This is a genomic window from Campylobacter porcelli, from assembly GCF_002139855.1.
Classification (GTDB): Bacteria; Campylobacterota; Campylobacteria; order Campylobacterales; family Campylobacteraceae; genus Campylobacter; species Campylobacter porcelli.
The window spans coordinates 493235-510443 of record NZ_CP018789.1; the positions used below are offsets into that span (position 1 = coordinate 493235).

Annotated in this window: 17 protein-coding genes, 7 tRNA genes and 2 pseudogenes; 17 read left to right on the forward strand and 9 right to left on the reverse strand. The window is 33.5% G+C overall.

The features are described 5' to 3' along the window. Positions 1–100 precede the first annotated feature (100 nt). From CSUIS_RS02470 to CSUIS_RS02500, 8 genes are all read left to right on the forward strand, one after another. Positions 101–418 (forward strand): ComEA family DNA-binding protein, encoded by a 318-nt coding sequence (locus tag CSUIS_RS02470; RefSeq protein ID WP_180379402.1) that lies wholly within the window; start codon positions 101–103, stop codon positions 416–418. A 137-nt stretch (positions 419–555) separates the two neighbouring features. Next, positions 556–631, forward strand: a tRNA-Lys gene (locus tag CSUIS_RS02475). A 4-nt stretch (positions 632–635) separates the two neighbouring features. After that, positions 636–711 (forward strand) — tRNA-Val (locus CSUIS_RS02480). 20 nt (positions 712–731) lie between these two features. Continuing rightward, positions 732–808: transfer RNA gene (locus CSUIS_RS02485), tRNA-Asp, on the forward strand. A gap of 7 nt (positions 809–815) precedes the next feature. Then, positions 816–891, forward strand: a tRNA-Lys gene (locus CSUIS_RS02490). A gap of 7 nt (positions 892–898) precedes the next feature. Beyond that, positions 899–976: transfer RNA gene (locus tag CSUIS_RS08385), tRNA-Glu, on the forward strand. Positions 977–988: 12 nt separating this feature from the next. Then, positions 989–1064: transfer RNA gene (locus tag CSUIS_RS02495), tRNA-Val, on the forward strand. Positions 1065–1084: 20 nt separating this feature from the next. After that, a tRNA-Asp gene (locus CSUIS_RS02500) sits at positions 1085–1161 on the forward strand. 353 nt (positions 1162–1514) lie between these two features. On the opposite strand, the gene CSUIS_RS02505 is transcribed toward CSUIS_RS02500, so the two are convergent. The 4 genes from CSUIS_RS02505 to CSUIS_RS02520 are packed head-to-tail and all read right to left on the reverse strand — an operon-like array spanning position 1515 to position 3075. Then, positions 1515–1817: a hypothetical protein gene (locus CSUIS_RS02505; protein WP_236845310.1), complete on the reverse strand. Its 303-nt coding sequence runs from the start codon at positions 1815–1817 to the stop codon at positions 1515–1517. A gap of 45 nt (positions 1818–1862) precedes the next feature. Next, complete coding sequence (locus tag CSUIS_RS02510; RefSeq protein WP_086242573.1) at positions 1863–2384, reverse strand: hypothetical protein; 522 nt, start codon at positions 2382–2384, stop codon at positions 1863–1865. Between the two features lies 1 nt (position 2385). Further along, on the reverse strand, positions 2386–2643 hold the full coding sequence (locus CSUIS_RS02515; protein ID WP_086296978.1) for a hypothetical protein: 258 nt from the start codon (positions 2641–2643) through the stop codon (positions 2386–2388). Between the two features lie 21 nt (positions 2644–2664). Beyond that, on the reverse strand, positions 2665–3075 hold the full coding sequence (locus CSUIS_RS02520; RefSeq protein WP_086296980.1) for a hypothetical protein: 411 nt from the start codon (positions 3073–3075) through the stop codon (positions 2665–2667). Positions 3076–3238: 163 nt separating this feature from the next. On the opposite strand from CSUIS_RS02520, the gene CSUIS_RS02525 reads away from it, so the two are divergent. After that, complete coding sequence (locus CSUIS_RS02525; RefSeq protein ID WP_086237677.1) at positions 3239–3448, forward strand: transcriptional regulator; 210 nt, start codon at positions 3239–3241, stop codon at positions 3446–3448. 95 nt (positions 3449–3543) lie between these two features. Here CSUIS_RS02525 and argH read toward each other — a convergent pair whose 3' ends face one another. The 4 genes from argH to CSUIS_RS02545 all read right to left on the reverse strand — a co-directional run bounded on the left by argH (position 3544) and on the right by CSUIS_RS02545 (position 9906). Further along, on the reverse strand, positions 3544–4941 hold the full coding sequence (argH, locus tag CSUIS_RS02530; RefSeq protein ID WP_086242576.1) for an argininosuccinate lyase: 1398 nt from the start codon (positions 4939–4941) through the stop codon (positions 3544–3546). Between the two features lie 61 nt (positions 4942–5002). Further along, complete coding sequence (gene pckA, locus CSUIS_RS02535; protein ID WP_086298549.1) at positions 5003–6577, reverse strand: phosphoenolpyruvate carboxykinase (ATP); 1575 nt, start codon at positions 6575–6577, stop codon at positions 5003–5005. A gap of 137 nt (positions 6578–6714) precedes the next feature. Further along, a complete protein-coding gene (locus CSUIS_RS02540) occupies positions 6715–8520 on the reverse strand; it encodes a biotin/lipoyl-containing protein (RefSeq protein ID WP_086296982.1) in 1806 nt (601 codons plus the stop codon). Between the two features lie 12 nt (positions 8521–8532). Beyond that, on the reverse strand, positions 8533–9906 hold the full coding sequence (locus CSUIS_RS02545; RefSeq protein WP_086296983.1) for a sodium-dependent transporter: 1374 nt from the start codon (positions 9904–9906) through the stop codon (positions 8533–8535). 168 nt (positions 9907–10074) lie between these two features. On the opposite strand from CSUIS_RS02545, the pseudogene CSUIS_RS02550 reads away from it, so the two are divergent. From CSUIS_RS02550 to ciaB, 8 genes and pseudogenes are all read left to right on the forward strand, one after another. Continuing rightward, positions 10075–10355 (forward strand): annotated as a pseudogene (locus CSUIS_RS02550) (TFIIB-type zinc ribbon-containing protein). Between the two features lie 50 nt (positions 10356–10405). Next, positions 10406–10732 (forward strand): glycosyltransferase, encoded by a 327-nt coding sequence (locus tag CSUIS_RS02555; RefSeq protein ID WP_086296984.1) that lies wholly within the window; start codon positions 10406–10408, stop codon positions 10730–10732. Positions 10733–10738: 6 nt separating this feature from the next. After that, the gene (locus CSUIS_RS08630; protein WP_257789243.1) at positions 10739–10864 is read left to right on the forward strand and encodes a hypothetical protein; all 126 of its coding nucleotides are present in this window, start codon (positions 10739–10741) and stop codon (positions 10862–10864) included. A gap of 13 nt (positions 10865–10877) precedes the next feature. Next, positions 10878–11126 carry a glycosyltransferase family protein gene (locus CSUIS_RS08440; protein WP_192940204.1) on the forward strand — a complete coding sequence of 83 codons (249 nt, stop codon included), beginning with the start codon at positions 10878–10880 and terminating at the stop codon, positions 11124–11126. 48 nt (positions 11127–11174) lie between these two features. Further along, complete coding sequence (locus CSUIS_RS08445) at positions 11175–11375, forward strand: hypothetical protein (RefSeq protein ID WP_192940205.1); 201 nt, start codon at positions 11175–11177, stop codon at positions 11373–11375. Further along, positions 11359–12798: pseudogene (locus CSUIS_RS02565) on the forward strand (DUF6056 family protein). Before CSUIS_RS08445 ends, CSUIS_RS02565 begins: the two are co-directional and overlap by 17 nt. Continuing rightward, on the forward strand, positions 12795–13157 hold the full coding sequence (locus CSUIS_RS02575; protein ID WP_086296987.1) for a GtrA family protein: 363 nt from the start codon (positions 12795–12797) through the stop codon (positions 13155–13157). The pseudogene CSUIS_RS02565 and the gene CSUIS_RS02575 overlap by 4 nt, the downstream one beginning before the upstream one ends. A gap of 38 nt (positions 13158–13195) precedes the next feature. Continuing rightward, positions 13196–15013, forward strand: a complete 1818-nt coding sequence (ciaB, locus tag CSUIS_RS02580) for an invasion protein CiaB (RefSeq protein ID WP_086296988.1) — start codon at positions 13196–13198, stop codon at positions 15011–15013. Positions 15014–15477: 464 nt separating this feature from the next. On the opposite strand, the gene CSUIS_RS02585 is transcribed toward ciaB, so the two are convergent. Further along, positions 15478–17058 carry a flagellin B gene (locus CSUIS_RS02585; protein WP_086296989.1) on the reverse strand — a complete coding sequence of 527 codons (1581 nt, stop codon included), beginning with the start codon at positions 17056–17058 and terminating at the stop codon, positions 15478–15480. Positions 17059–17209: the final 151 nt, after the last annotated feature.

The following is a 17209-nucleotide window of genomic DNA, read 5'->3' on the forward strand; positions in this document are numbered from 1 at the left end:
TAACACTTTGGATATTAATTTTTATAAATTTATCTAAGCTTGACATAAAATATTTAATATTAATATATAATAAACATATTTTTAATTCAAAGGAGATTAGATGAAGGCAATAGCCATAATCGCACTAGGTGCAAATATAATGTTGGCAGCTGTAAATATAAACACTGCTAGTAAAAGTGAGCTAATGGAGCTACCTGGCATTGGCGAGGGAAAAGCTAAAGCTATTATTGATTATAGGACTAAGAGTAAATTTAAAACTATAGATGAGATTAAAAATGTCTCTGGTATCGGCGATAAGATATATGAAAGTATCAAAGTAGATCTAATCGTCAATGGCCCTACAGATACAAAGAATTTAAAAAGCACCATAAAAGATAAAAAACCAGTCAAAAAAGATAGCAACTCTACTAAAAAATAGTTGAATTTTAAAGGGCTGAGTTTTTAGCCCTTTAATTTTTAGATAAAAATAATAATTGATAAAATTTAATAAAATTTTCTCTATAAATCTTGACAAAGATTAATAATTTTTGTATAATTCAACTTCATTTTTTGAGTGTCTTGTTAGCTCAGCTGGTAGAGCATCTCCCTTTTAAGGAGGTGGCCGTTGGTTCGAATCCAACACAGGACACCACTTCGGTCGCTTAGCTCAGTTGGTAGAGCGCCACCCTTACAAGGTGGATGTCATAAGTTCGAGTCTTATAGCGACCACCATTTATTCTTAAATTTCAGGTGCGGCGGTAGTTCAGCTGGTTAGAATATCGGCCTGTCACGCCGGAGGTCGCGGGTTCGAGCCCCGTCCGCCGCGCCACAATCGTGTCTTGTTAGCTCAGCTGGTAGAGCATCTCCCTTTTAAGGAGGTGGCCGTTGGTTCGAATCCAACACAGGACACCACTTTTTAGACCCTTTCGTCTAGTCGGCCCAGGACATTGCATTCTCTGTGCAAAAACGCCAAGTTCAAATCTTGCAAGGGTCGCCATATAGTTAGTTTGGTCGCTTAGCTCAGTTGGTAGAGCGCCACCCTTACAAGGTGGATGTCATAAGTTCGAGTCTTATAGCGACCACCATTTATTCTTAAATTTCAGGTGCGGCGGTAGTTCAGCTGGTTAGAATATCGGCCTGTCACGCCGGAGGTCGCGGGTTCGAGCCCCGTCCGTCGCGCCACTTTGCTTTAAATATAATAAATATCACAAAATAGTTATAAAATTTAAAAATATCAATTAAAATTTGGATTATAGTGGCTAAAAATAGAGCTAAAATATATAGATAAAATTGATATTTTTTAGCTCTTATTTAGTCTAAAAGATAGGTAAATTTGCATTATTATGGTAAATATAATGGGAGCTCTAATAGTGCTATTTAAACACAATTAGATAAATTTTATAATTTTATTATAATTTTGTTTTTTAACCTTTTTATAGACTAAAAATAGATCAACTACCCACCAAGCAATAGAAAAAAGTAAAAATACAGTAGCAGTTACTAGTAAAAAATCAATGATAATATAATCATAATAATCAATAGATAGATCTAGTGAGATAAAAAAACAACACGCAAGATAATATGGATAAAATTGTGCGTAATGCTCCTAAGGCATAATCTTTTATCATAAATCTATCAATAGCTAGCCACCAAAGCAAGAATGTGCCACATATAATGCTAGCAATTAGAGGTTTTATAGGATCTTGAAGTGGCAAAAGAATCAAGTCTGATAATACTTTTTCCTTGTTTTGTAGGTTTTCAAATTTTAGTTTTAAAGTAGATAAATCCTCTTTATCTACTTTATCTTGAACGCTTAAAAGAAAGATATTATAATTCATTATAATTTCTATAAAATTGAGTTATTTATTAAAGACCTAAAATCTTTAAAATAACTCTACATAAATTTTCTTGCCATCATCAGTATATCTAGCACTATATTGTATGGTTTTTTCGACATCACCACCTTTAAACAAAGCTCCTTCTAATACACCATTTTTGTATCGTTTAAACATTTCTTCTGGCATTTGTGGATATGTAATTGTTAGTGTTGCTTTGCAATAAGTAGAATCTTTGCTATCGCTATCTTCTGTAATAAAATCACTAAAATTAGTATAAACGACTTCATTAGCATATTCTTTTATATCAAGTATCGGTTTAAAATAGAAAACCCCAAGCATCTCGGTGGTAGATGCGGCTTCTAGTTCTCTAAGCCCCATACCTCCAGATCTTATTAATAATGCTCTTAAAGACTGCTCATTTAAACCATATTCCACATAAATCCACTCATCACTATCCAAAATTTCCTTTAACACGCTCTTAACGCTTTCATCATTACATTTTGGTTTATTAGTAAAGCACCCAGAAAATAATAAAATTATCATTAAACTTAATAAAATATTTTTCATTTTACTCCATTATTATTTTGATATATTTTATGATTTCATCATTTTTGGCTCCATTTTGACCTAATAGATTTCTTAATAAATCTAGGTTAAGTTGTGGAGGAAATATGAGATAAGAGTTGGCTGGAAAACCATTTGATTTTAAACCAATACAAAATTTTTCATCTTCATTTGTATATGCTTCTCCTGCAACAATTTGATAGGTATCTTTCTCATAAAGTAAGGTAGGCTCTACTTCAAAAGGTGCGTATTTTTCACTCATTTTTATCTCCTTAAATCGCAATCACTGCATAAGATTTATAATCTTTTCGAAATTTTGTTTGCGAAGCTTTTTCCCTACTAAAAATAGATCCACAATCCACCAAATCCAAATAATAAGAGCTATAGATTTAGGATATTCTGTATTGTAAGATGAAAGCTCTATATAAATATTTAAAATTGCCAATCCTAAACGAATAAAACCAAGTATCTTATCGCCAATCATAAAGCGTCCTACACCAAGATTGCCAAGCAAAAAGCTCCCCACCCAAAATACAAAAGCTGGGCTTTTTAATTTTATCTGTGAAAGTTTAGAGATAAAATCTTTTTGTTTATCTTGACTTAAGCTTTCAAATTTATCTTTTAATATTACAGAAGACGCACCATCTTTTGGGAGCTTATCTTGAATGATTAAAAGAACTGAATTAAAATCCATAAAATCTCCTTAATAAAAATGTATCGAATTATTCCATAATATATCTTAAATAATCTTGAAATATTAGATATATTATTAGTAAATAATTGAATATTTCTAGTGTTTTTAATAAAGATTTTTTAATGTAAAATCCTAATTGAGTTAAAAAAATTTAAGGCAAAAAATGGCAAAAAAGAGCAAACGCGATATGGCATATGAGTTGGATATTGATGTTAGCACTTTGTATAATTGGAGAAAGCATAAACCAAATTTATACCGCATTGTTATGCTTGGTTTTAAATTCGATGAACTTTTAGAGAAAAATCGAGAAAATTATGAAGAGTTACTTAAGCTAAATCAAATAATACAAGATGAGATTGATAAATTTAAATAGGGTAAATTTAATATAATTTTTAAGATTTGCTATAAGCAGTTTAGTGATAAATAGATGAATGATTATGAAAAATTAAATTTAAAATATCGAGCGAATTAACGCTCAATATCATTGGATTTGATAAATTTATCAATCAACTCAAGCTGGATATTTACACTATAATCGCTAGTGCCACCGATAGATTTTCTAGCTTCTTTAGAACTTTCTAGCTTTAGTAGCCCCAAGGCATCAGAGTCAATGCTAGGCTCTATGCTTTGTAATTCCTCTAAATTTAATTCGCTTAAATCCTTGCCTAAGCTCTCGGCTAGTGCTACGCATTTGCCAGTTATAAAATGTGCTTGACGAAATGGAATTTGCTTTTGCTTAACTAGATAATCAGCTAAATCAGTAGCACTTAAATGCCCTGTTTTACACGCTTTTAGCATATTTTCTTTATTAAATTTAATCTCAGCCATCATTGCATTGAGAATGATTAGAGAGTTTTTAGCACTTTTTACACTATCAAATAGGCACTCTTTATCCTCTTGCATATCTTTATTATAGGCTAAGGGCAGGGATTTCATCGTGGTTAATAGTGAGATTAGATTACCGTAGGCACGGCCTGTTTTACCTCTGATTAACTCGGCTACATCTGGGTTTTTTTTCTGTGGCATTATGCTTGAGCCTGTGCTAAATCTATCACTAATTGTGATATATCCAAATTCACTACTACTCCATAAAATCAGCTCTTCGCATAGCCTTGATGTATGGGTAAAGATCAAGCTAATATTAAAAAGTAGCTCAAGAGCAAAATCCCTATCACTAACGCTATCCATAGCATTAGGCGTAATACCGCTAAATCCAAGCTCCCTTGCGACCATCTCACGATCGATTGGGTGAGGTGTGCCAGCCATAGCACATGAGCCAAGTGGGCTAAGATTATTTCGTTTATGGCTATTAATTAACCTATCATAATCCCTGCTAAACATAAAAGCATAAGCTAGTAAATGATATGCAAGGCTAACTGGCTGAGCGTGTTGTAAGTGAGTAAATCCTGGCATCAGCGTTGATTTATGCTCTTTGGCAATTTGGCTAAGTGTTTTGATAAGATCTAAAATTAATTTAGCAATTTCCATATTCGCCCCAAGTGCAAATAGCCTAAAATCAAGTGCCACTTGGTCATTTCTACTTCTTGCGGTGTGGAGCTTACCGCCAAATTCAGCCCCAATAATTTGGCTAAGCCTTTTTTCAATCGCCATATGAATATCTTCATCAGCGATAGAAAATTTAAATTCTCCATTTTCTATTTCGGATTTTATTTGCTCTAGTCCATTTAGTATCTTTTTGGCGGTTTCATCATCAATGATATTGCATTTAGCTAGCATTTTTGCGTGTGCTTTTGAGCCATTTATATCTTGAATGTATAGCTCCTTATCAAATTCAATCGAAGCATTAAAAGCCTCTAAAAGCTCACTACTAGCTTCGTTAAATCTACCTTGCCACATTTTTTGCATAAAAAATCCTTAATAAAGTATTGAGATAGTGGTAGAATTCGCCCATTACAAAGGCGAAAGATTAGATTGCTGGACCAGCTTTAGAAAATTGCACACCCTCTGCGACATCTTCATAGCGTTTAAAATTGTTGATAAACATATTAGCTAGATTATCTCTGCTTACGATATACTCATCTTTATTAGACCAAGTATTAATAGGGTTTAATAGATTTGCTTCTACTCCATCAAGGGATTTTGGGATCGCAAGATTGAATTTATCGAAATTTTCAAACTCGCATTGCTCGATACTACCATCTAAAATAGCGTTTATACAAGCTCTAGTAGCCTTAATGCTCATTCTTTTACCAACGCCATACGCACCACCGCTCCAGCCGGTATTTACTAGATATACATTTACATTGTGTTTATCTATCTTTTCACCAAGAAGTCTTGCATAAACGGTAGGGTGAAGTGGCATAAATGGCTCTCCAAAACACGCTGAAAAGGTCGCTTGTGGCTCTGTGATACCACGCTCAGTACCAGCTACCTTAGCTGTATATCCACTTAAGAAATAATACATCGCTTGTTCTTTTGTGAGTTTTGAAACTGGAGGTAGTATGCCAAAAGCATCGGCTGTAAGGAAGATTATATTTTTTGGATGGCCAGCTTTTAGGGTTGGTTCGTGATTTGGAATATGCTCGATTGGATAACTTACACGGGTATTTTCAGTTTTTGAATCATCGCTATAATCTACTACCCCATTTTTATCTATGCAGACATTTTCTAGTAGAGCATCACGCTTAATAGCAGCGTAAATTTCAGGTTCATTTTTTGGGTCTAAATTTATACATTTTGCATAGCAACCACCTTCAAAGTTAAACACTCCCTCATCATCCCAGCCATGCTCGTCATCGCCTATTAATGCTCTATTTGGGTCTGTTGAAAGTGTAGTTTTGCCAGTGCCACTTAAGCCAAAAAATAGAGCCGTATCCCCATCTTTGCCGACATTTGCAGAGCAGTGCATAGATAGCTTATTTTCTAGCGGTAGCCAATAATTCATCATAGAAAATATCCCCTTTTTCATCTCGCCACCATACCAAGTGCCGCCTATTACAGCGATATTTTCTTCTATGTTAAAGATTACAAAAACTTCTGAGTTTAATCCATCTTTTTTATACTCATCATTAACGCATTTACAAGCATTATATACTACAAAATCAGGGGTAAAGTTAGCTAGTTCAGACTCGCTAGGGCGGATAAACATATTTTTGACAAAGTGTGCTTGCCACGCAACTTCAGTTACAAATCTTACACTTTTGCGACTTGCTAAGCTAGAGCCACAGTAGGCATCTTGGATATAGATATTTTTACCGCTTAGTTGGGATTTTGCTTTGGCAAGGAGTTTATCAAATGTCTCTTTTGTCATAGGTTGATTGACTTTTCCCCATGCTAGATATTTATTGCTTGGGTCTTGATTAACAAAATATTTATCTTTAGGACTGCGACCTGTGAAAATTCCAGTATCTACGCTAAAGGTTCCGTTGTCTGTGATATAGCCTTCATTGTTAGCTTTTTCATGAGCAAAAAGCTCATCATAGCTTAGATTATGATAGATCTCTTTGATATTATTTAACCCTAGCTTATCTAAATCCTTTATCATATTTTTACCTTTTTTACAAAATTAAAATTTGATTTATTTTATTATTTTTTAGCTTAATTTTTGGTTTTATTTTAGAATTTTTGATAATAAATTTTATAATTTAATAAAAGCCGCCAGCTTTGGCAGCTTTAATACTATTTTAGTTTGATTAGGAGTTGGCCATCTTCTACGGTTTGACCTTGAGATATGAGTATTTCTTCTATTTCGCCATCGCATTCAGCCTTGATAGGAATTTCCATTTTCATCGCTTCTAGGATTACTACAGTTTGACCTGATTGGACGCTATCTCCTGTATTTACTAGAATTTTAAACACACCAGCTGACATAGTAGCTATAATCTCATTTGAAGCACCTGTTGAGCTTACTATTTTTGGCTCAGATTTGCTCTCTTTATGTTCGCTAGGCTTAGCTAGAGTTATGGATTTGATACTAAAATTATTAAATCCATCTGCAACTTCTACATTGTAGTTATTACCATTTACCGTTACGCTAAATTGATTTGAGCTAGATTTTGTAGTAGCTTTTGGCATATCGCTATTTTTGCGTACCATTACTTTACCTTCGCCTTTTAGGTAGGCTATGCCTTTTTCCTTACATGCAGCAGCTATAAAGATATTTTCTTCAGTTGTCTCTAAGCCCTCTTTTTCTAATAGTGATTTTGTATAGGCTATAGATTTTGTCTCATCTTTATCGGCAATATCGATTGCTGCAGCGGTGGTAGGCTCTAAATTTAATTGTTTAGCAGCAAGTTCTACAATGTGGCTATCTGGAGTAACTGGGGTTTTACCAAAATAGCCTAAAACCATCTTACCATAGCCTTCTGCTATCTTTTTCCAAGGGCCAAATATTACATTATTAAATGCTTGTTGGAAGTAAAATTGGCTAACAGGGGTTACGCTCGTGCCATATCCGCCTTTTTCTACAACCTCTCTCATAGCTTTTATCACTGCTGGAAATTTATCTAAAATATTATTATCTCTCATCATTTGAGTATTTGCTGTAAGTGCACCGCCAGGCATAGGAGAAAATGGTATTAATGGGCTAACTTGAGTAGCTTCAGGTGGCATAAAATAATCTTTTAAACACTCATGTAAGACTTCTTCATATTTTAAAATTTTATCAACTTCCAATCCGCCTAGATCGTAGTTTTTACCTTTTACAGCGTGAAGCATTGTAAGAATATCAGGCTGACTTGTTCCACCGCTTACTGGAGAAGCGGCTAAATCTATACCATCAGCACCAGCTTCAAGTGCAGCTAAATAACAAGCGATACTTACCCCAGCAGTTTCGTGAGTATGAAGTCTAAGATGGATATCATCGCCTAGTAGATTTCTAGCCATTTTGATAGTTTGATATACCTTTTCAGGGCTACTTGTCCCGCTTGCATCTTTAAAGCAGACGCTATTAAATTCAATTCCGCTATCTAAAATTTCTCTTAAGCATTTTTCGTAAAACTTAGCATCATGAGCACCAACGCAGTTTGGCGGTAGATCCATCATTGTTACTACAACTTCGTGCTTTAGTCCGTGATGTTTGATTCTTTGAGCGCTATATTCTAAATTCTTAACATCATTTAGGGCATCAAAGTTGCGAATTGTGGTTGTCCCATGCTTGGCAAAGAGTTTTGCGTGAAGATCTACTAGCTCACGACTTCCAGTATCTAGTGTTACGGTATTTACGCCACGAGATAGAGTTTGTAGATTAGCGTCTTTTCCAGCGACTTCTCTAAATTTATCCATCATTGTAAAGGCATCTTCGTTTAGATAAAAATATAAGCTTTGAAATCTAGCTCCACCGCCAAATTCAAAGTGATTTATACCAGCTTCTTTAGCAGCACTTACTGCTGGTAAAAAGTCATCCATCAAGACTCTTGCACCAAATACAGACTGAAAACCATCTCTAAAAGTAGTATCCATAACATCAATAAATTTTTTTGCCATATCTTTCCTTTTTTAAATTTTACTTATAATTTGATAAGCTCCAATTAGCAAAATCGCAAGCGGAGCAACATAGCGGAGTGTAAAATACCAAATCTCAAACCATTGTCTAGACATAAATCCTGAAAATAGAGTAAATAATCCTTCCTTTTTAAGAATGTAACCAACAAAAATACTAAATGTCAAAGCACCAAGTGGCATTAAAATATTTGAAGTTAGTAAGTCTAATATATCAAAAAATGCTACTGGCTTTTCATTATTTATAGCTAATGCTGGAATGCTAAAATAGTTACTTGTAACTTCGTAATATGATAAAATACAAAATATACCTAAAAGATATACAAATATACCAATTATAGCTATAGCGTTGTTTCTACTGATATTAAATTTATGTATCAAATATAGAGTAAATGGCTCTATCATAGATACAGCTGAGGTAATACCTGCAAAAAGTAGCGAGGCAAAAAAGGCAATTGCAAGTATATTTCCTATAATTCCCATTTGAGCAAATAAAGATGCAAGTGATATAAAGATTAATCCAGGTCCATCGCTAGCTGGCTGACCATCAATAATAGGGATAAATGAGAATACTACAAGCCCCATCATAATGCCAATTAAGATATTAATAAAGATAATTGAGAGAGTGGATTTAATCAAATTTGCCCCATCTGGCAAACTAGCTGCATATGTAGCCACCGTCCCAACGCCCATTGACATGGAGAAAAATGCTAATCCTAAGGCTTGTAATATTAACTGAGGATTTAAAAGCTTACTAAAATCTGGAATAAAAATAAAATTTAAAGCCTTAGTAAAGTTGCCACTAGCAAAGATCGCATAGAGCAAAAGTCCCACAAGAAGTATAAAAAGTGATGGCATCATCCATATATTTAGCTTTTCAATGCCGCTTTTAATCCCTTTAGAAACCACATAAAATACGATTAAAAACACAATACTAAAGCATACAAATACATTTAAAAAATCGTTTTTAATAAGGGCACCAAAGGCATTAGCGGCCTCTTGAGTGCTTTGCGGTAGAGTATCAAAAGATAAAAATATGTATCTTAAAATCCATCCGATAACAATCATATAAAATGACGCTATTAAAATCGCAGTTAGCATAAAAAATCCAGCAAATCCCCAAGCTCGTTTATGCTTAGGTGCTAGCTTTGTGAGCGAATTTACAATATCAGTACCACCTAATCTACCAATAGCAAGCTCAGCCAAAAAGACCACGACAGCCACTCCAAGAGTAAGGATAATATATAGCAAGATAAATGCCGAACCGCCATTATTTCCTACCATTGTGGGGAATTTCCACGCATTTCCTAGCCCAACGGCACTTCCAGCCATCGCTAAAACAAAGCCAATTTTTGAAAATTTCTCTATCATCTTTCCCCTTGAGCTAAATATGCTAAGTTTATCAAATTTTTTCTTTTTATACACTTTTTTTTATAAATTTTTTTTATTAAGTTGATTTTTTTGCTTTTTGTGTAACTTTTTGAAATTTGCTATTAATATTTTTGGTTAATTACTTAAATTTAATCAAAAGGATAAATAATGGTATGCCCGGTATGTAAAATGCGGATTTAGTGATGAGTGAAAGAAGTGGAGTGGAGATTGATTATTGTCCAAAATGCCGTGGCGTGTGGCTAGATCGTGGAGAGCTTGATAAGATTATTGAAAGATCAATGCCAAATTCTAGGCAAAATGAGTATTTTAGTGGTAAAAAAGAGCATGAACCACGCAAAGATGAGAGAATATACTATGATGATGGCTATCATAGCAGCTATCGCAAGAAGAAAAAAGAGAGCTTTTTATCAGGGCTTTTTGATTTTTAAATTTAGATTAAATGAGAATTTGAAATTTAGGAGAAAATAGTGAAAAATAATTGCTTGGGGGGGGGGTATTACTAGATCTATCTTTTGTAGTGCCTTGCTACAATGAGAGTTTAAATTTAGATGATTTTTACTTGCAAATTTTAAATCAAATTGCTATTATTAATAAGCAAAATTCCAAACAAATTAGTTGCGAATTTATATTTATCAATGATGGTAGCACCGATAATACTTTAAAAATTTTAAGAAATTTAGCTTTAAAAGATAATAGAATTAAAATTTTAAATTTTTCAAGAAATTTTGGCAAAGAGGCTGCTATTTTAGCTGGACTTCAAAATAGCAGTGCTAAGGCTACTATTTTGATTGATACAGACTTATAAAATCCAGTGGAGCTAATCCCTAAAATGTATCAAAATTTTATAACACAAAATATAGATATGATATGTGTCAGACGGATAGATAGAAAAGGCGAGAGTAAGCTTAGGGCTATTTTTAGCGATATGTTTTTATAAAATCAGCCGTTTTATGAGCGAAATTTCTCTTAAAAGTGGGGTTAGGGATTTTCGCTTGATGAGTAAAGGAGTGGTAGATGCGATATTACAACTTAGCGAATATCACCGGTTTTCTAAGGCGATTTTTGAGTGGGTTGGATTTTCTAAAATTTATTTAGAATATGAGTATATCCCCAGAAATGCTGGAAGTAGTGGATGGAGCTTTTGGAAGCTTTTTAAATATGGAATTGAAGGGTTGATTAGCTTTTCTACAACCACTTAGACTAGCTTTTATTTTAGGGTTTGGGGCTGTTTTGGTGCTTTTATCTATATGATTATTTTGATTTTTGATACTTTGATATATGGAAATGCCGTTAGAGGTTATCCATCTTCGATGTGTGTGATTATATTTTTTAGCGGTATTATTTTGATTGTTTTGGGGATAATTGGAGAGTATATAGCTAGGATTTATGAGCAGGTGAAAAATCGCCCAAACTATATTTTAAAGGATAGAAATGAATTTAAAAATTAAATATTTAAATTTATCCATTTTTGGCGTTTTGTTTGCTATTTTGCTTTTCTTAAATTTGCTCTATCCAGCACAAGCTGATGATTATACGCTATATCAAAGTGCTTTAAATGGCAATTTTTTGTCAACTTATTTTAAATGGAATGGCAGAATTGGAGAAATATTATTTTCTGGGTATTTTGCGAAATTTGCCTTTAGTCCTATTTTTGATATTATTAATGCGATTATTGGGACGGCTTTTTTATTTTTGGGATTTTTGCTGTGTTTTGGAAGGGTTATAAGAGATAAAGCAGATATAGTTTTACTTGCTTTGTGGTTTGCAATTTTAGGGCTTTTTGGATATTTTGGCTCGATATTTTTATGGGGTGCTGGAAGTGTAAATTACCTATGGGGAGTTACTTTGATTTTTATATTTTGCCTCCCTTATCGATTATTTTGGGATCAAATTTATAATCATACTCAAAAGAGTAGTCATAGCGTATTTGTAAATTTTATTTGGTTGGGTTTTGGATTTTTAGCATTTTTAGCTGGTATGGCGAGTGAATTTATAGGAGTTATGATTATTTTTGCAACTACTATTAGCTTTATTTACGCAAAATATCATAAAATATCTTTGCCATTTTGGCAAATTTGGGGATTTTTTGGTTTTGTGGTTGGCTGGATAACTCTATTTTTATCACCAGGGAGCAATAAACGAGCAGAGATTGCGAATTTTATGAGTTTGGGTGAGTTTTTTGACCTATCATTTTTAGATAAAATTATTACTATAAATCAAGCATTAGATCATAATTATTCTGATATATTTGTGATTTTTCTTATCTCTTTTTCTATATTTTATATATTTAAAAATCAGATTAAATTTAAATCATATCGCTGGATTATAGCTATTTTATTAACTGGCGTTGCGGCTATTTTTGCAAAGCATATTTGTGCTGCTTTGGTCTTTGCTATTTTGTTATTGATGATGAGAAATTTAGCTATAAAAGATAAATTTTACTATATTTTTATCGCTCTATTTTTGCTTTGAATCTTTATGGGAGTTGTGCTGTTTGGGCTTATAGAAGGTGTGCCAAAACGAACTAGCGTAGTAAGAGATATTGTTTTGATGGCTATTATCATTTTAATATTTAAAGAGTTGTATAACGAATATAGCAAAATAATTAGCCTTATAAGCTTTTCTTTATTTATATGTAGCGTAATATTTGTTAGCTATCATAGCTATAAGACATATTTGAGCCAAAAGGCGATAAATCAAGAGATTATCGCTCAAAAAATAGCTGGTAAAAGCGATATTGTAATACCTAAAAAATTAATTTATAAATCGAAAAAATTTATAGATTTTGGCAATTTGCAAGAGGATTTAAACCACTGGATAAATCAAGCAGTAGCTAATCATCATAATATACAAAGTATATCTATAAAATGAGAGATATTATCATTTATGGTTTAGTTGGAGTGGTAAATACTTTTGTTGGACTTGGGAGCGTCCTTGTCTTAACATATTTTGGCTTTGTTGCTGAGATGGCAAATTTTTTGGGTTATGTGATTGGGGTTTGCTTATCATACTTTTTAAATAGCAAATTTACTTTCAAAACCAAAAATTCGCCACTTAAAGCGATTAAATTTGCCATATCTATGGGATTTGCGTATTGTTTAAATTTGCTATTTTTATATATGAGTTATAGGGTATATGATATAGATGTCTATCTAGCTCAATGCGTAGCTGGTATTATATATACTATTAGTGGATTTTTGCTTTGTAGATATTTTGTTTTTTTAAAATAGATATAATTTGCATTTTAAAATAAAATATAAGGCAAAATATGAAATACCAAAAGTTAAATGAGTTATCAAAATCTTTTAAAAATGAGCTAAATCAGCTCTATAAAGATATGGATAATCCTATAATCTTACAAGGCTTAAATATAGCAAATTTACCAAATAATAGCCAAGCCAAAACAGCCATAACAGATAGAATAGTCTCTCTTAGAGCTTCATCTGTCGAAAATGAGCTAAAAAAGTTAAATTTAAGTAAAGAAAAAATCAAGGAAATTAACTCAAATTTATATGATTATGTGAGTAAATTTTATATAGATAGATTTACAAAAATGCTAAATCTTATAAGCCAAGATGAGCTTTTAAGCGAATTTGAGATGGAGCTTTTGTGGGGTGTGCATAGAATTGGTATAGCCATTACGAATATGCAAAAAGTATGGCAAAGTCATATAATAGATGGTATAAATGAGGAGTTTGGGCTTAAGTTTCCAACCATCGCTCAAGCTATGAAATTTATAGGTGATAATGCTTTGTATCAGCTTAGTAGCGATGGATTAAAATGCGATAGGGTTTATGGAGCGGTCGTAAAAGATGGTAGCAAGTATAAAATGGTACCATATATCACAGCCTTTGCTAGTGAGTGCGAGGCGGTTGTGAGTGAATTTGAAAACACTATAAATTCATTAAAGCCTTTAGCAAAATCCAATCAAGATAAGGCATATATAATCTACCTTGAAGCTTTAAAATCTGCGTTTAATGAGAGAGATAATGATAAAGTCATATCAAAATGGCAAGATGCAGAAAGAGCCTGGATGCAAACTCGCTCAGCTATACAGATCGGTCATCCACTAGAGTATTATGAAGATGCTTACACGCACGCCGTAGCCTTGGAGTGGGATATAAGATTAAGCTCTCGAAGCGATATTGATGAGAATAAATTGAAAAACAATATAAAAGATAGCTTTGATAAAATTTACTCTCAAATAGAGCCTAAAAATCCAAATATGGTAAGCTTAGTCCATTCTAATATTGATAAAACTCAGCTTTATATAAGCACTCCAATGCTCTATTATGGTGCGGAATTTAATGGGCTTTTCTCAGCACAAGTGGTGCCAAATGATGAGCTTGTAAGCAGCGAGTGCGGTAAGAAGATATTTGCTTTTGTGGATTTTGTCTATCAAAACTCTAAAGCCAAGCCGTTTATGAAGTTAGCAAGTGAAATTTTTGATAGAGAATTTTTGAATTATGGGCGTGAAATTTTATTTAAAAATGAGAAAATTTGGAAGCGTGTTTATGAAATTTCCACTATCGGTCATGAGTTTGGGCATATACTATTTATGGATAGCGATAGCGAAAATCTTATGAATATTGGTGGAGAATTTAAATTTATTGAGGAGTATAAGGCTACAACCGGAGGGCTTATTAACTTCTTTTTACATGAAGAAAAGGAGCTGATTTTGCCGGTATTTTACGAACTAATCAAAAGAAGCATAGGGCTAATAGCTTGGCAAAAAGTGGTCGAGACTAGGGCGTATTATTGCGAGGTATTGATACATTTATCATTGCTATTTAGAGCTGGAGTGCTTAGTTTTGATGGGGTTAGATTGGTTGTTGATTTTAATTATCAAAGTTATGAAAAATTTAAAAATTTAGCCTTACAAAACTACATCAATCTTGCTGATTTTTATACTAAAAAGCTCAATGCTAGTGAATTTTTAGCTAAATTTGCTTATTTTGATGGGGAGATTTATTTGCCAACTGATATTGAAGTTGCTAATTTTGTTAAGTACTATTATAGTAGGTATGAGGCAATTGGCAACGAAATTGATGAGAGCGATGAGTGGCAAAAGTGGCAAAATGCGTGATTAAATCCCAATAATTTCTAGGATAATACAATTTGTATTTTGGCAATTGCTAGAAGCGATTAAAACTTTTAAAATCTTGCTACTACTTTTTAATCAAAATTTTCGCAATAGTAAAACAACCTAAATGGTTGTTTTATGACGAAAATTTGGAATAAAAATTAAATTTGAAGCAACAAAAAACTCGAAAGAGTTTTTTGTTGCGAAAATTTTGAAAAAGCCTTTCAAGGTTGCTGAGCTATCGCTCAGATTTTAATAAGGGTAACCCTACAAAGTAGGGACTTCAGTGTGTTTCCAAAACCAGCGAATGCGACGGCTTTAGCCGAGGTTTCTGTGAAAGGATCCCCTTTGGTCGCAAAGTGGGGCTTTACAGAAACCACCCCTTCGGGGTCGCATTCGCTGGTTTTGCTCCACTGCGAAGTTAGAAATAAAACAATAATTTAAACCTGTGCGAAGCACAGATTAAATTATTGTAACAATCTTAATATATTTTGTTGGACAGCGTTGGCTTGGCTCATGGCGTAGCTACCACTTTGAGCTAGGATATTGAATTTAGAGAAATTTGCACTCTCACTAGCAAAATCCACATCCCTTATCTGACTTTCAGCTGATTTGACATTGACTTGAGTAACTGTTATGTTATTGATAGTTGCTACTAATTGGTTTTGGACTGAACCTAGATCTGCTCTTAGTTTATCCAAAGTTTTTCTAGCTGATTCAGCTACATCCACCATAGCTTGAGCACCACCATAGGTATTTACCCCACCGGCTTGATTGCCATATCCAGCAGCATTTGAAGCGCCACCATCGAAAAATCCCATAGCTTTAGCCATTGAAACATCGATAGTTCCAGAATTCATATATTTCAAATTTACACTAGCTTGATTATAAGCTTGAGATGCCACAGATGCATTTGTTATCAAGGCAGTACTGAAATTTAAACCAGAAATTGTAGACATACCTTGTAAGCCAACTTTAATATCCCTAGCATCTTGGCGGACAAATGTGATTTGACCTAAATAAACTAAACCTTGACTATGTCCACCGGCACTACCATTAGAAAATCCAGCATGAAAACCAGCATAACTACCAGTACCAGAAATTGTTCCAATTCTAATAGACCTACCATCTTTGGCCGCTAAGACTAGTTTGCCATTATCTAAGCTAGCTTCTACACCTGTTTCATCCTTTTTAGCGTTGATTGCTGCGATTAAGGTATTATCGCTATCGTTGGCTTTTACGGTAATATTACCTATTTTTACACCATTGATAACAAGACCTTGTATAGTTCCAGCCTCTACCGCTTTACTCATAACTTGAGTATTATTTACATTTACTTTTACACCAGTTTTATCACTTACACCATTCATCATTTCGGCTACAGCTTTGTAACCATCAGTTTGAAATGTTGAAGCATCTATTTTTTGAAATGTATAACCACTAGGATATCCATCAATTCCACTAAGTTTTACTTCAATTGCAGTAACTTGAGAAATTTGTGATATGGCAGCATTACTTGTAGTCTCAAACCTAGTATGCCCAATTGTATTTGAGTTTGTAGCACCGATACTTACTTTAGCTGTTTCATTACTATAAGCACCTATTTGGAAGTTTTTATTAGAGAAGTTACCATTTAAGAGTTGTTGGCCATTAAAGCTTGTAGTAGTAGCTATCATATCTAGCTCTTCAAGAAGTCTTGAGATATCATTTTGAAGGGCTCTTCTTGAATCACTATTTTGACCATCTTGAGCTGCTTGGATAGCTTTGGTTTTAATAGTATCTAGTATTTTAATCTGTTCATCCATAGCTTTATCAGCTGTTTGAACTATACCTATTGCGTCATTACCATTAGATATAGCTTGACCTAATGAGTTGGCTTGAGATTTTAAGCTATCAGCAATAACTAAGCCAGAAGCATCATCAGCTGCTGTTTGAATTCTAAGGCCTGAACTAAGGCGACCAAGTGAGCTAGTAAGCTCTCTATCTGTGATTTGTGAGTTAGCATGAGCATTCATCGCTGCTATGTTAGTGTTGATTCTAAAACTCATATTTGATCCTTTTTAAAAGATTTAAGCTTAATCCTTTGCTTAAGCATATTTCATTATATCGCACGAAAGATTAAAATATTAATATGGGGGGGGGAATTTAACACTTTTTTTAAAAAAAGTGCAAATTTAATATAAATTTTTCAAATTTTCA

Coding starts and splice junctions, on each gene's coding strand:
- CSUIS_RS02470 (WP_180379402.1), top strand. CDS start 101: ATGAAGGCAATAGCCATAATCGCACTAGGTGCAAATATAATGTTGGCA.
- CSUIS_RS02505 (WP_236845310.1), bottom strand. CDS start 1,817: ATGAATTATAATATCTTTCTTTTAAGCGTTCAAGATAAAGTAGATAAA.
- CSUIS_RS02510 (WP_086242573.1), bottom strand. CDS start 2,384: ATGAAAAATATTTTATTAAGTTTAATGATAATTTTATTATTTTCTGGG.
- CSUIS_RS02515 (WP_086296978.1), bottom strand. CDS start 2,643: ATGAGTGAAAAATACGCACCTTTTGAAGTAGAGCCTACCTTACTTTAT.
- CSUIS_RS02520 (WP_086296980.1), bottom strand. CDS start 3,075: ATGGATTTTAATTCAGTTCTTTTAATCATTCAAGATAAGCTCCCAAAA.
- CSUIS_RS02525 (WP_086237677.1), top strand. CDS start 3,239: ATGGCAAAAAAGAGCAAACGCGATATGGCATATGAGTTGGATATTGAT.
- argH (WP_086242576.1), bottom strand. CDS start 4,941: ATGCAAAAAATGTGGCAAGGTAGATTTAACGAAGCTAGTAGTGAGCTT.
- CSUIS_RS02540 (WP_086296982.1), bottom strand. CDS start 8,520: ATGGCAAAAAAATTTATTGATGTTATGGATACTACTTTTAGAGATGGT.
- CSUIS_RS02545 (WP_086296983.1), bottom strand. CDS start 9,906: ATGATAGAGAAATTTTCAAAAATTGGCTTTGTTTTAGCGATGGCTGGA.
- CSUIS_RS08440 (WP_192940204.1), top strand. CDS start 10,878: ATGAGCGAAATTTCTCTTAAAAGTGGGGTTAGGGATTTTCGCTTGATG.
- CSUIS_RS08445 (WP_192940205.1), top strand. CDS start 11,175: ATGATTATTTTGATTTTTGATACTTTGATATATGGAAATGCCGTTAGA.
- CSUIS_RS02575 (WP_086296987.1), top strand. CDS start 12,795: ATGAGAGATATTATCATTTATGGTTTAGTTGGAGTGGTAAATACTTTT.
- ciaB (WP_086296988.1), top strand. CDS start 13,196: ATGAAATACCAAAAGTTAAATGAGTTATCAAAATCTTTTAAAAATGAG.
- CSUIS_RS02585 (WP_086296989.1), bottom strand. CDS start 17,058: ATGAGTTTTAGAATCAACACTAACATAGCAGCGATGAATGCTCATGCT.